Source organism: Microcystis aeruginosa NIES-843, assembly GCF_000010625.1.
GTDB classification, from domain to species: Bacteria; Cyanobacteriota; Cyanobacteriia; order Cyanobacteriales; family Microcystaceae; genus Microcystis; species Microcystis aeruginosa.
Genome location: NC_010296.1, coordinates 2995558 through 3009285, shown reverse-complemented (window position 1 = coordinate 3009285; position 13728 = coordinate 2995558). Strand labels below are relative to the sequence as shown.

The window sequence follows — 13728 nt, the reverse complement described above, 5'->3', positions numbered from 1 at the left end:
AAAAAACTGCTAACGTCCCGTTAATTTCACCACCCCAATGCCCCCAAAGTATAGACCCAAGACCGCCCCTGCTAACAGGGATTGGGTGAGAGGATCTGTGGAAGGGGTTAAAATCGCGCCTAAAATCACTGCCCCCAAAACCACGAAACGCCAACCCGATAACATCGTTTGCGAGGAAATAATGCCTAAAAAGCTCAAAATCAATTGAATAACGGGAATTTGAAAGGCGATGCCGGTACTAAAAAGTAAAAGTAAGACAAATTCAAAATAGCGCTCGATCGACCAAGCTTGTTCGACCACTTCCGCCCCATAATTGACAAAAAAGTTTAAAGCGGCGGGAATCAGGGCAATATAGGCAAAAAATAAACCGGCAAAAAATAAGACACTCGATCCTAACACTACCGGGACAATTAAACGCCGTTCGCGACGGGTTAACCCCGGCAGCACAAAGAGGATAATTTGCAAGAGAATGACGGGACTAGCCACCAGTATGCCGCTATATCCAGCTACTTTTAGGGAGACGAAAAAAAATTCTCCCGGGGCCAACTGCAAAAATTTTACCCCTTGGGCAGGGACTTCCAGCACTTGTACTAGGGGTTTAACGAAGATAAAACATCCCACCGCACCCACAGCCACGGCAATTAAACTATAAAAAATCCGGCGCCGCAATTCCTCCAAGTGGTCAAATAAGGACATTTCCACTTCTCCGGGCAATTCGTCGAGAAATTCGGTACTGTCTGGGGGCGGGGTTTTTACTTCTGTCGATGACATGGCTTTCGCTCGATCGTTCTCTACTCAAGCCTTTATCCTAGCATTGATAGGGGATGGGGGTTCGGGGTTCGGGGTTCGGAGTTCGGAGACAGAATTCAGGATAATAAATCAAAGTTGCCCCCCACTTCCCCACTTCCCCACTCCCCCACTCCCCTTAAAAAAAATTTGCTATGATCTAGGAACTTGTTTAGTATTTGGTAAAAATAACCATAAATGCCGCCGTGTTCACAACTGTTCAACCCACAAATCGATCGAGCTTACCTGATGACCTATTTACGGCAATTAAAGAGCTTAAACGGGAATTAAACGCCGTTATTCTGGCTCACTACTATCAAAATTCTGACATACAGGATATAGCTGATTATATTGGTGATTCTCTCGGTTTATCCCAACAGGCTGCCCGAACGCCAGCAGATGTGATCGTATTTGCGGGGGTTCACTTCATGGCAGAAACAGCTAAAATCTTAAACCCAGATAAGTTGGTATTGCTGCCGGATTTAGATGCAGGATGTTCTTTAGCTGATAGTTGTCATCCTGAAGATTTTGCTCGTTTTAAAGCCCAATATCCCGATCATATCGTGATTTCCTATATCAATTGCAGTGCAGAAATTAAGGCCATGAGTGATATTATCTGCACCAGTTCCAACGCAGTCAAAATAGTTAATCAAATCCCTGCCCATCAACCGATTATCTTCGCTCCCGATCGCAATTTAGGCCGTTACGTCAGTCAGCAAACTGGTAGAGATTTAGTTCTCTGGCAGGGTAGTTGTATTGTCCATGAAACTTTTTCCGAACGCAAGATAATAGAATTAAAAGTCGCCCATCCAGAAGCAAAAATTATCGCCCATCCTGAGTGTGAAGCATCGGTTTTACGCCATGCCGATTATATTGGTTCCACGACGGCACTATTAAATTATTCCCTGAAAAGTTCCGAAAAAACCTTTATTGTCGCCACAGAACCGGGGATTATTCACCAGATGCAAAAATCCGCCCCAGAGAAACTATTTATCCCCGCACCAGCTTTAAATAACTGTGCTTGTAATGAGTGTCCCTACATGAGACTGAACACTCTCGAAAAATTGTATCTCTGTATGCGAGATAAAACTCCAGAAATTACTATTTCTGAAGATTTAAGAGTTAAGGCACTGTTGCCGATTCAAAGAATGTTAGAAATGTCTTAATCAGTAATCAGTAATCAGTAATCAGTAATCAGTAATCAGTTATCAGTAATCAGTTATCAGTTATCAGTTATCAGTTATCAGTTATCAGTTATCAGATTTGAGTTTTAAGTGTGCAGTATGGATTAAGTGAGCCTCATCAAATGCCAGTTTCCTACTGTCTTTTCACTGATTACTGTTTACTAGACCTCTTGCAAAAGTCTTAAGTCGATCCTTGTACAGCAACATTTTTGAAGATTATCAACTACTAATAAATAATTAACTGAAAGTCCCTCCCATTATTGTTTCTGTCGTTTGTTTTCGGATTTATGCAAGAGGTCTACTGATTACTGATTACTGTTCACTGAAATGCTGAAGATAAATTTTTTCGTTGTGTTTGATGGATTGAAAAAAATCGACAATGGGACGAGGATAATTAACCCCTAAAATCACACCATAACGCTTTTGTTCCTCTGGAGATAATTTATAAGGTTCGTGAATTTTATCGCCTTTTATTAGGGCTAATTCGGGCAACCAGTGACGTAAATAATCACCTTTGGGATCATAATCTTTCGACTGTTTAGGGATATTAAAATAACGAAATCCTCGCGCGTCATTGCCGACACCAGCAGTGTAATTCCAATTACCCCAATTACTACAGACATCGTAATCAATTAATAACGACTCGAACCATTCTGCTCCCATACACCAATCAATACCGAGATTTTTGCTCAGAAAACTAGCGACATTTTGCCGGCCACGATTCGACATAAATCCTGTAGCGGCTAATTCTCTCATATTAGCATCTACAAGGGGATAACCGGTTTTTCCCTCACACCAGAGATTAAATCTTTCCCAATCTTCTAGCCAAGGTAAATAAAGTTCTTGCAAACCAGATTTATAGAAGATTTTATTCCCGTGTTTACGGCACATAAATCGGAAAAAATCTCGCCATAATAATTCAAAAATCAGCCAATAGGTAGAGTCATTTTTTACTCTCGTTTGCTCATACTTTTGTACTTCCTCGTAGATATAACGGGGGGAAAGACAGCCAAAACTTAACCAAGCTGAGAATTTTGAGGAATAATTAGTCCCTAACATTTCATTGCGGGTTTCCTTATAGGTTTTTAAGGAATCACTATCCCAAATATATTCTTTAACCCTTGATTTTCCTGCCATTTCACCCCCTTGAAACGACAAAACACCTCCCCGGTCTAGAATTGATTCTGTTAAGCCTAAATCGTTTAAACTGGGAAGGTTTCCCAACTCTATTTTAGGCAATTTTGTCAACTTTTTCGGCGTGGGATAAGTTGCTCTTATTTGCCAATGACGTTCTACTTGTTTACGAAAATTAGTAAATAATTCTGGTAATTGATTAAGGGTAAAAGGTAAGTCATCAGGATGGTATAAAGTGGCTGTCCAAAAAGTTTTTATCTGCACAGGAACCCCGGATAAAGCCTTATTTACCGCTTTTTCTACCGCTAATTCCTCTGCTGTTACCTCTTGATGATAATAAACCTTGGCTATCTGCAATTCTTGAACTAATTGTGGGATAATGTCTTCTGGTTTTCCCCGTCGGATAATTAAATTACCGCCTAAACTTTCCAGAGATTGTCGCAAATCTGCTACGCTTTCTAATAAAAATTTAGCCCGGAACTTGCCAGTTTTTGGAAACCCGTAGGAAGTAAAACCAAATTGACGCTCATCAAAACAATAGAAGGGAATTATCTCGAATTGTTCTTGAACAGCTTGATAAATTGCCTCGTGATCGTGAACCCGCAGATCATTGCGATACCAAATTAAAACCCGCATTTAACATCAATTAAAAGTTGATAAGTAAGTGGTTATAATTAAATAGAAGATAGATTTTGCCTCTGATCCCCCCTTAATCCCCCCTTGATAAGGGGGGATCCCCCCTTAATCCCCCCTTGATAAGGGGGGTGCCTGAAAATTTTTAACACCTACCTACTTAACCGATAAATAGTAAGCAAGATGGGATTTAATTATCTTTTGCCGTAGTAATGGCCATAGTAACGATAATTGTGGTCTTTCCGACTAACATTATTAGCCACTAAACCTAACACGGAAATGTGGGATAATCTCAGGTCTTCGAGCAGATTTTTCAGCACAAAGCGGTCGGTTTTGCCCAGTTTGGTGACGAGAATTAGGCCAGTGGCCATGGCGGCGAGAATTTTGGCATCGGCAAAGGCGGCGATCGGTGGTAGATCGTAGATAATTAGATCGAAGGCGTGGTCTTGCTGTAATTGCGAGATCATCTCCTGCATTCTCTGGGAAGAAAGCAAGCGGGTTGGATCTGGGGGAATTGAACCGGCGGTAAGAATCGATAAATTCTCGTGGCGGGGCAGGGATTGAATCGCCTCGTTCCAATCGAGACCCTCGGCGAGGACATTACTAAGGCCGTGGTCGTTATCGAGATTAAGTCGTAGGTGAATCTGGGGTCGTCGCAGGTCGGCATCCACCAGTAAGACTTTTTGTCCCATACGAGCGGCAGCCTTAGCGATATTTATTGCCATGGTGGTTTTACCATCTCCTGGTGATACAGAACTAATCACGAGGGACTTGAGGGGGGAATCGGAACCGAGGAGGCGAATATTGGTGTTAAGAGTGTGGAAAGCCTCCGAGAAGGGGGAGAAATTATAGTAGTAGGGGTTTTCGTTGGCTGATTTCGCAGTGGTATTAGGGATAGTAAGTTGTTGACCAGCGACTGTTAACTGGGGTAGGGCGGCGGTGATCACTTTTTCGATCTTATCGAGGTCTTTTTGCCAGGGAATTGCGCCTAAAAGGGGCAGTTTGGTATCTTCTTTTAGTTCATCTGCACTATGATGAACGGGATCTAATCTTTCAGCTAAAAAGGCTGCCCCTAGGCCTAGTAACAGGCCACCAATAACCCCTAAAGCGAGATTTCGCACGGGTTTAGGAGAAACGAAATCTTCCTCTACTTCTGGAGGGGAAATTAGTTGCCAAGGCACCACTTGTTGTGCCACCTTGAGTTGGAGTTTTTGTTGTTCCTCCAGAAAACGGCCGAGACTGGTGGTGGCAATTTCCAATTCTCGTTGCAAATCCGTATAGCGACGGGCTAAAACCGCCAGATTTTTGACCGAGGCTTTCTGTTGTTCGAGGGCTTGGGCAAGGGATTTTACCTTAATTTCTAGGGTTTGGCGACTGTTAGCGGCTTCTACCAATTGCTGGGTTAATTCTACCCGCAAAGCGCTTCGTGATACCAAAGCCGGGGAATTACCCACTGTCTGGGGCAGTTTTTCCCCTAGGGTTCTCTGGGCTTCGTTTTGCAGTAGGGGCAGTAAATTAGCCCGTTTTTCCTCTAGGGTGGCGATTATCGGGCTATCCTTGGCAAAAACTGCCGATTGTTTCGCCAATTCCACTTCCACTTCTTGCAACTGCTTGAGCAAATCTTGATAACCGGGAGATTCACTGAGATAAGTGGCGATAATTGCTTGATTAGGGGCCAATCCCACCTGTTGCTGTAAAGCTTGATAGCGAGAGTTAATTTCGTTAAGGGCAACTTGGGCGACTCTGTACTCCTGCTCGATGCTGGTTAACTGTTGCGATAAACGAGTGGCTTCCTTGTCGGGATCCAGGAAATTGTATTGCTGCCGGAATTGCTGCATTTGTTTTTGTAGAGAATTAACTCGTTCCTGCAGCACGGGCAATTGAGCGTTAACAAAATCCAAGCCTTGATTAATTTCGGTCTTGCGTTCCTGGGAACTATAGTTTAGGTAATGACGGGCTAAATTATCTAAAACCAGCTTAATTTTTTCTGGTTCTGCATTTTCGTAAACGATCTCTAAAACTTTCGTATCTTCTAATTGACTAATTTTGAGATCAGATTTGCCAGTTTTACTAATTAAATCACTGTAGGTAAAGTCGGGATATTGAGGAGTTATTTTACTAAGGATGGGGTTAAGGAGTTGAGGACTTTTCAGGACAGCGATTTGGGTTTCATAATCGATGTTCTCTCCACCCAACTGAGGCAGGATATCTTGGGCTGCCAGTTTGAGAGAATTTTTATTTTCCTCAATCGGTTGACCGATGAGCAGCAGGAATCTACCTTGATAGATAGGGGTTTTTAAGAAAGTCCAAGCAGCGATCGCACCTGTTACTCCTAGGGTGATGCCAGCGATTATCCACCAGCGATGCTTGACGACAGAAAGGACTTGACGCAGGTTGAGTTCCTCTTCTTCCTGCGTCAGGGAGGGGATAAAAGCTGGTTGGGCAAAAACTGGTAGATTTCCTTGGCTTTGGGTTTTCAAAGCCCCGTTTTGTTGGTTGTTCATCATTAATCAAATAGTCAAGGGATAACTGTATTAAACCGCATCTAGTACGCCAGTATAGCTTAAGAATAATTTGGGAATTTGTCCAAACATGGTATCTATTTAAAATAGCCCCCAACCCTTATAGAGTAAGGAATATGACATCTAAAGCTGAAATTGACTTCGGGACACTTTTAAAGGATATAAACCGCAACCAGCTAGAGAACTGGAATCTCACTGGCAGGCCATTAACCCTTAAAAGTATTGCTATGCAAAGATCATAGCCGAAAAAACCAAACTACGGTTTTCCCTGTGGATGCGGTTTAAAAGATTTTGCGGTAGCAATCTGGCTAGATCAATCACCGCTCAATCATAACACCGTGCTACGATGATAACTCTAGTTTTTCCAGAACTGCTAATTTTTGTCCCGCCTCGTCTTATGGTCAAGCTTGCTGATAATCCCCCCGACCAATCAGAACATCCATAGGTAGCCATTCTACACTCAGGAATAGATAATTAGGCGGTTAGTTGACCAAGAGTTTTTTCGGGGCAAAGGGGGAAAATTGGGACAAGGAGAGAGAATTAACGGATAAAGCCGAAAAAATAGTTTATTAATGACTAAAAACAGCTTTAAAATCAGTAAAAGCTGTTTGTTTGCTTAGTGTCCTCAATGTAAGTGAGATAATTGAGCAACTATCTTGAGAATTACCAAAATTACCACCCTAGGTTGACAAGGATGCTGAAATAGATTATCCTCATTGAGAACTCAGCATCTGTATCGCTGGTGTAGAGTAAAAAAATTAAACTACAGGCAAAAACCAAATGTCTAAATTGCTTGATAACCTGACTTATCTGCGGAAGATTGTTCTGCAAGACATAAAATTACGATTCAGACTTTATGCAACGAATCAAACACCTATTATAATCTATCAAATGGGCAAAGTTGGTTCTAGCTCGGTGATGAAATCCTTAAAAAAAAAAGCAATTTTGCCATTGTTTCATGTTCATTTTTTACTCAAAAATGCTGATAATAGAAGCTTTTACAATCCTAATGTTTACGAAATTTTGAGCGTAAAACTGGAGAGAGAAATGCTACTCAGACAGGGTAAATTTTTATATAACAAAATAATTGCCCCGAAAAAACAAGTAAAAATTATTTCTTTAACTAGGGAACCAATAGGTAGAAATGTTGCAGCTTTTTTTCAGAACTTTGAAAGAGAAACAGGGAAAAAGTATGAACAATCCAATTTTACTCCCCAAGAGCTAAGGGATATATTTATCAATTTTTTCCCTCATTCAACTCCCCTAGACTGGTTCGATAATTACTTCAAGCCATTTTTAGGGATAGATGTTTATGAATATCCTTTTCCGAAAGAGCAGGGATATTTAAGAATTAACAAAGATAATGTGGATTTATTGATCCTCAAACTAGAAACCTCTGACAGTGTAAAGGAAAAAGCAATCGCCGAATTTCTGGGTTTAAAAGAATTTAAGTTAGTAAGGACGAACGTGGGAGAAGATAAAAATTATGGTTCTTCGGTTTGTCTTATGCAATGGACGGGGTTATAAGGAATGAAACCTTTATAGAGACAGACATTGCCGCAATTTTTGTCAATTGTTGGCGATCTGGAGCGAACTAATCAATTAAATCTCTTGCCAGATAAGGATTGAGTCGATTTATGCCCCCCTATCGAACCATACCAAGTCCCGAAGAGCCAAAATTATCGAGATATGTATAAAGAATTTAAGCAAAATCTCAAATTACCACTATCTTATGTAGAGGAGATGTGCAGTTCTAAATACTTTAATCATTTTTACACGGAGGAAGAAATCAGAAAAGTTTATTCACGATGGACTTAGTAGCATCTCTGGAGCAAAGAAAAAGATGAAGAAAACTCCCTTAAAACTGAAAGAACGTTTAATTCGAGATGCGACGGGTTCTCTTGGTTTAAGAGTTGCTTTCATGACCCTTAGTTTTCTGACCAGTATTATTCTAGCTCGCTGGCTCGGTAAAAATGGCTTTGGGGTTTATACTTATGCAATGACTTGGCCGGCTTTGCTGGGCATTCCTGCGACTCTAGGCTTTAATAACTTATTAGTCAGAGAAGTGGCTATCTATAGTAGTCAGTCAGCTTGGGGATTAATGCGTGGTCTATTACAATGGGCAAATGCAATTGTCTTCATAGTTTCTAGCCTAATGGCATTAGTTGCTATTGCTATTATTCTGAACTGGGGACAAGTCAGGGAGCCGGACTTATTACCATCTCTGTGTGTAGCGATGATTTCCTTACCAATTGTCTCTTTAACTAGCTTGAGACTAGCGACGATGAAGGGTTTACACAGGGTGGTTTTAGGGCAAATGCCAGAAAATCTACTAGCTCCCTTAGTTTTTATTATCCTGACGATTTCTAGCTACTGGTTTCTTAGAAATCAAGAAAATATCACTGTCTGGGTGATGGGCTTAAAATTGATATCTCTTGGCATTACTTTTGTCGTTGGTGTGGTACTATTAGCCAGAGTGCTTCCCCAAGAGGTTAAACAGGCTAAACCTGAATACAAAATTCTGACTTGGCTGAAGGACGGCTTACCGTTTATTTTGCTAGGAGGACTAGCGGTGATTAACTCTCGTATCGATATATTGATGCTCGGTGCCTTCAAGGGTGCGGGTGCGGTGGGAGTTTACGCAGTAGTCAGTCGAGTCACTTCTCTGATTGTTTTTGCCCTGGGAATATTGAATAACGTCCTTTCGCCAACTTTTGCTACACTGTATGCAGAGGGAAAGCGGGAACAACTGCAAAGGCTGGTTACTCATAGCACTCGTTTAATCAGCTTGTTTGCTCTAGTCATGACTTTGGGGTTGATTGCATTGAGATACTCGATCTTACAGCTTTTTGGTGCTGAGTTTATACAGGGACAAACAGCTTTGATAATTTTGAGTATTGGCTATCTGGTTAACGCTCTGACTGGTTCCGTGGGTCTATTGCTAAATATGACCCGCCATGCTAAATTTAGTGCAGCAACTGTGGCATTTGCCGCTTTGTTAAATGTCTGTCTTAATTGGCTACTAATACCGAAGTGGGGGGTGAATGGTGCAGCCACTGCCACCGCAATCTCGATGATTGTGGGCAATGTTATCAGTGCTATCTGGGTACGCCAAAAATTGGGCATCAAATCTACGGCAATTTAAATGGGTGGGTGGAATTAAATATAAGATGAACGTAGGTTGGGTTGAAGCATGAAACCCAACGCCCGATTATGTTACGCTACCGCTAACCCATCCTACAAATAATTTTGCCTCCCTACTTAATTATTTGCGTTTCGATGTTATCAGAGAAAACTTACTAAGGAGATATGATGAGCGAAAATGAGATTAACTTAGTTAAGATAATAACCTTTGCCTGGCTTTTATTTTGGGCTTTTTTGTCCGGCAAGAATATAATATTTAAGCGCTATTACTCTGCCTACTTAGTAATTATCATTAATTTTTTATTTTTTGGTGTGCCGTTATTATTAGATTTAGTAATTGGTGAACCTAAGTACGACTTTTTTCGTGGACTTGATAATCTAAGAGTGGCTGTTAGGGATGAAACAACCTTTTTGATTTACTGCCTATACATTGCTATCGTGCCAGTAGTATTGTGGTACAATGGAATCCCCAAAGACAAGGAGAGTCATGGAAGATTATTAATCAATAATCAAACATTTTGGGTTAACTTAATTGGTTCCAGCAATAGGTATAAGCTCGGTAAACAATTTAAGTTATTAATGATACTACTTATTGGTTACTTTCTTTTATTCTTACCTGTCATTCTTTGGTCATTTAGTCCTAATCCCGGTCTCTACATCACTTACGGAGCAAAAGGTGCTGGTCTCTTGTCGGAAGAAGAGGAAAAATTTCATCAACTTATACATCTTTCTTCTTTACTCAGTTTGAGTGGAATGATAACAGTGATTTTATTGCAAAAAAATAAAAATTTGTCACTAATGAATTTGTACTTTTGGGCAAGTGTTATAATACCAACATCCATAACAATATGGCTTAACGGCAAGCGGCATATTGTTGCTTTTATGATTTTCGCTTTAATCCTCACTTTTCTATTAAAAAAAGCTTTTAATAGAGTAAAAATCTTAGCATTTTTATTGGGTTTATTATTAGTTTTTGGTCTTTTTTCCTATTCTTATCAAACTTCCTTAGTCAGGGGTATAGATACAAAGCAAATGTATGAAATATCTCGTTTCGATTATGGTAGAGACCATCTGCTTAAACTGTCTATTTATTCAGAATTAAATCCTGATAAACTTAAGATACTCGATCATCGACTTCAGACAGTTTATCATGCTTTAGTTTTATATATTCCTCGCTTTTTGTGTCCAGGTAAACCCATTACTTATAATTACCAAAAATATGTGGCAGCGGCCTCTTTTAACATATCTCCCAAAGATGTTCTCTTCGGTATAACAGGGACTTGGTTGGGGGAATCCTTATCTAATTTTGGTTGGGTAGGAGCTTTTATCGGTCCAATTACAATTGCCTTAATTTGTAGATTTGGAGATTCTACAAAAAATAATTTCTTGATTATTTTTACTTCTTTTATTGCCCTGTTTTTGCTATTGTTAAGTCTAGGCTCTGTCTTTCGTTTTTTGATTATTTGGTTAATACTTTTAATCAGAGAATACTACAAAAAAAAATACAAGAAATATAAAGGATATAAAATATGAATTCAATTCTATAAACGGAGTTATAATTATGGACTAACTAAATATAGCACTTTTCCCGTTACTGACGTATCGACAAGTTTTGCCAACAAATGGTTTAAGCCCCTTGCCCATGCCTGATTCTGATGAAAACTGCTAAGCTGTTCGTAATTTAAATTGCTTGTTGAAACGAGGCAAAAGGCAAGAGGCAAAAGGCAACAGTAAAGGGATTGGGGGAGGTTCGGCTAATCTAAGAATAAGCGGTTTAAATGCGTCTTAGCTTATAGTTACTTGATAAGTACTTTTTGCGATCTAGGAAAGACCTATATTATGTAAAACTGTGTGTTATGATGGCCGGTGAGAAACTGGTGAATATATAAAGACGAAACCTTATGAAAAACATACTATCCTTTCCATTGAATTCTTTAAACATCTTGACCTTGCCTAGTCGAATAGCAAAAAAAATCAAGTATGGGCGTTCTCTGCATAAAAATCATGTGGTAGAGGATGTTTTCCTCGTTTCCTATCCAAAATCAGGAAACACATGGTTAAGATTTTTAATTGCTAATGCTATCAAAGTCCATTATCGAATAGATCAAGATGTCAATTTTTTTACTATCTTGGGTATCATACCTTCTCCGCGAGGCAAGATAAACCTACAGCCAACTGGGCCTTTTGGAAGAACAGACTTACCTAGAATTATTAAAAGTCACTCTGCCTATAACCCGTACTACTACAGAGTCATTCTCCTAGTCAGAGATCCCAGAGATGTAATGGTTTCCTATTATCATTATCTCAAGGGACTAAAGCAAATTTCTGAGGCAACTACCATATCAGAGCTAATCAGAGATGATAAGTACGGTATTATGAGTTGGGTAAAACACAGCAAGTCTTGGTATTTTGATCACAACCCAGCCAGTCAGAGAATCAAAATATTTAGATATGAAGATTTTCTGGAAGATACTAAATTACAACTCTTTCTTTTAATGGAGTCTTTAGGTATGATAATGGATGATAGTTCTCTGGAAAAAGCGATCGCCTTGAGTTCAAAAGAACGAATGAAGGAATCAGAATTAAAGCACGCATCTTTAAATTTAGTTAACGAAAAAATGTCATTTGTTCGTCAAGGTGTAGCCAATCGTGGACGAGAATTATCCGAGTCAGATAGAAAGTTTATAGAAGATTCGAGTCGGGATATAGCTGGTTTATTGGGTTATAATTTCTAATTAATTACTGTTATTAGTAGAGAGCTAAATTATATGACTATGCCTAACTTCCTAATTATTGGTGCCCCCAAGTCTGGCACCACATCCCTAGCTCAATACTTGGGGCAACACCCAGAAGTTTACATAAGTCCCAAGAAAGAACCCTATTTTTTCGCTTTTGAAAATGATCAGGTAGATTTTCTTGGGCCTGGAATTCAAGGAAAAGACCACATAATTAATAGTGCTGTGGTTGTTTACCTAGAAGCTTATTGCAGTCTTTTTCAAATAGAAAAACGTCCTTTGACAATTATAGATAATTCTACCGGTTCTTCGTTACTTGGTATGGTTCGATAGGGGGGCATAAATCGACTAAATCCTTATCTGGCAAGAGACTTAATTGATTAGTTCGCTCTAGATCAAAAATAATTGACAAAAATCGCTAAATGCCTTTCTATATAAGGGTTCCATCCCTTATACTCCCCGTCAATTGCATAACACAAACCGAAGAGCCATTCTACCAAAGAAGTTTTTTTTAGGCTGAACTTGTCAAAAAAACTTTTCTGATGCTATAATGTGGTACTACATCCTTAATGTTTCATCATATTTTTATGAAAAACCTTGCAATAAGTACGGACACCCCGATACTAGCTTATTTCGGTCATCATAAAGCTGGTTCAAGCTGGATTTTAAAAGTAGTTTATTCGGTGTGTTCGGAAATAGGAATTAAAAGTACGCACTTCCACAGTCCCAAGATGTTCAACTTCGATTTAGCCGAAGCAATCAACAGAAATAAAATTCAATTTTTATCCTACACCAACGCCGATATAAATTACGTCAATCCAATCCTGCAAAATTTTAAAGGTTTTCACGTGATCAGAGACCCCCGTGATACAGTAGTATCAGCTTACTTTTCTCACCTGTATAGTCACAGCGATCAATTCTGGCCTGAGTTGGTCGATTATAGAAAGCAATTAGAAAAAGTTTCCAAAGACGAAGGATTGTTTTTAACAATGGAACATCTTGAGAGGTTAAAATATGATGGAGTAGAAGTAAATGTATTTAAAGATATGTTTGGGTGGAACTACTCATGCCCTAACATCATGGAGATCAAGTTTGAAGAGTTAGTTTCTAACCCCTACAGCAAATTTCTAGATATTTTTCAGTTTCTAGGAATTTTAGAAAAATCTAATAATATAGCTCTCAAATCTGTGATAAACTACAGATTACAGAAGGTTATTTCAAAACTAATATACTCAAGATATATGCCCGTTAATAATTTGAACTTGCTATCTTTTCGATCCCCGCTTTATCCTTGGCGGCTATTAAGTATTGTATATGATAATAATTTTATTAAACTATCGGGGGCTAGAAAACCAGGAGAAGAAAATATCAAGAGTCATTATCGGAAGGGAATTACAGGAGATTGGAAAAACCATTTTAATGATGAACATAAACAGTATTTTAAGGAAAAATATAATTCTCTATTATCTGAACTCGGCTATGAAATATTATAATATTTGAATAACACATATTTTTATAATTTGCCGCATAGGTTAATGCTTTTTCCTGCAATTGTCGCTACTTTTTCTAGAATAGTTGTTGGAGTAAATG

Annotated in this window: 10 protein-coding genes; 7 read left to right on the top strand and 3 right to left on the bottom strand. The window is 39.3% G+C overall.

Going from position 1 to position 13728, the window contains the following annotated elements:
• Positions 1-9 precede the first annotated feature (9 nt).
• Entirely contained in the window at positions 10-771 is a 762-nt protein-coding gene (gene tatC, locus MAE_RS14265) for a twin-arginine translocase subunit TatC (RefSeq protein ID WP_002756761.1), read from the bottom strand.
• Positions 772-992: 221 nt separating this feature from the next.
• Between tatC and nadA the strand changes: the two genes are divergently transcribed.
• Positions 993-1952, top strand: a complete 960-nt coding sequence (gene nadA / locus MAE_RS14260; RefSeq protein ID WP_002798469.1) for a quinolinate synthase NadA — start codon at positions 993-995, stop codon at positions 1950-1952.
• Positions 1953-2282: 330 nt separating this feature from the next.
• Here the strand turns inward: nadA and MAE_RS14255 are convergent, their stop codons facing one another.
• Together MAE_RS14255 and MAE_RS14250 are read right to left on the bottom strand one after the other, a co-directional pair.
• Positions 2283-3740 (bottom strand): DASH family cryptochrome, encoded by a 1458-nt coding sequence (locus MAE_RS14255; protein ID WP_012266221.1) that lies wholly within the window; start codon positions 3738-3740, stop codon positions 2283-2285.
• 191 nt (positions 3741-3931) lie between these two features.
• A complete protein-coding gene (locus MAE_RS14250; RefSeq protein WP_041804131.1) occupies positions 3932-6244 on the bottom strand; it encodes a GumC family protein in 2313 nt (770 codons plus the stop codon).
• A gap of 795 nt (positions 6245-7039) precedes the next feature.
• Between MAE_RS14250 and MAE_RS34360 the strand changes: the two genes are divergently transcribed.
• The 6 genes from MAE_RS34360 to MAE_RS14220 all read left to right on the top strand — a co-directional run bounded on the left by MAE_RS34360 (position 7040) and on the right by MAE_RS14220 (position 13631).
• The gene (locus MAE_RS34360) at positions 7040-7786 is read left to right on the top strand and encodes a putative capsular polysaccharide synthesis family protein (RefSeq protein ID WP_012266219.1); all 747 of its coding nucleotides are present in this window, start codon (positions 7040-7042) and stop codon (positions 7784-7786) included.
• A gap of 316 nt (positions 7787-8102) precedes the next feature.
• Positions 8103-9404 (top strand): flippase, encoded by a 1302-nt coding sequence (locus tag MAE_RS14240; RefSeq protein ID WP_012266218.1) that lies wholly within the window; start codon positions 8103-8105, stop codon positions 9402-9404.
• A gap of 167 nt (positions 9405-9571) precedes the next feature.
• Entirely contained in the window at positions 9572-10936 is a 1365-nt protein-coding gene (locus tag MAE_RS14235; RefSeq protein ID WP_012266217.1) for a hypothetical protein, read from the top strand.
• Between the two features lie 368 nt (positions 10937-11304).
• Positions 11305-12138: a sulfotransferase domain-containing protein gene (locus tag MAE_RS14230; RefSeq protein ID WP_012266215.1), complete on the top strand. Its 834-nt coding sequence runs from the start codon at positions 11305-11307 to the stop codon at positions 12136-12138.
• Positions 12139-12171: 33 nt separating this feature from the next.
• Positions 12172-12471 carry a sulfotransferase gene (locus MAE_RS14225; RefSeq protein ID WP_041804129.1) on the top strand — a complete coding sequence of 100 codons (300 nt, stop codon included), beginning with the start codon at positions 12172-12174 and terminating at the stop codon, positions 12469-12471.
• Positions 12472-12725: 254 nt separating this feature from the next.
• Positions 12726-13631, top strand: a complete 906-nt coding sequence (locus MAE_RS14220) for a sulfotransferase domain-containing protein (protein ID WP_012266213.1) — start codon at positions 12726-12728, stop codon at positions 13629-13631.
• The last annotated feature ends 97 nt before the right edge of the window (positions 13632-13728 follow it).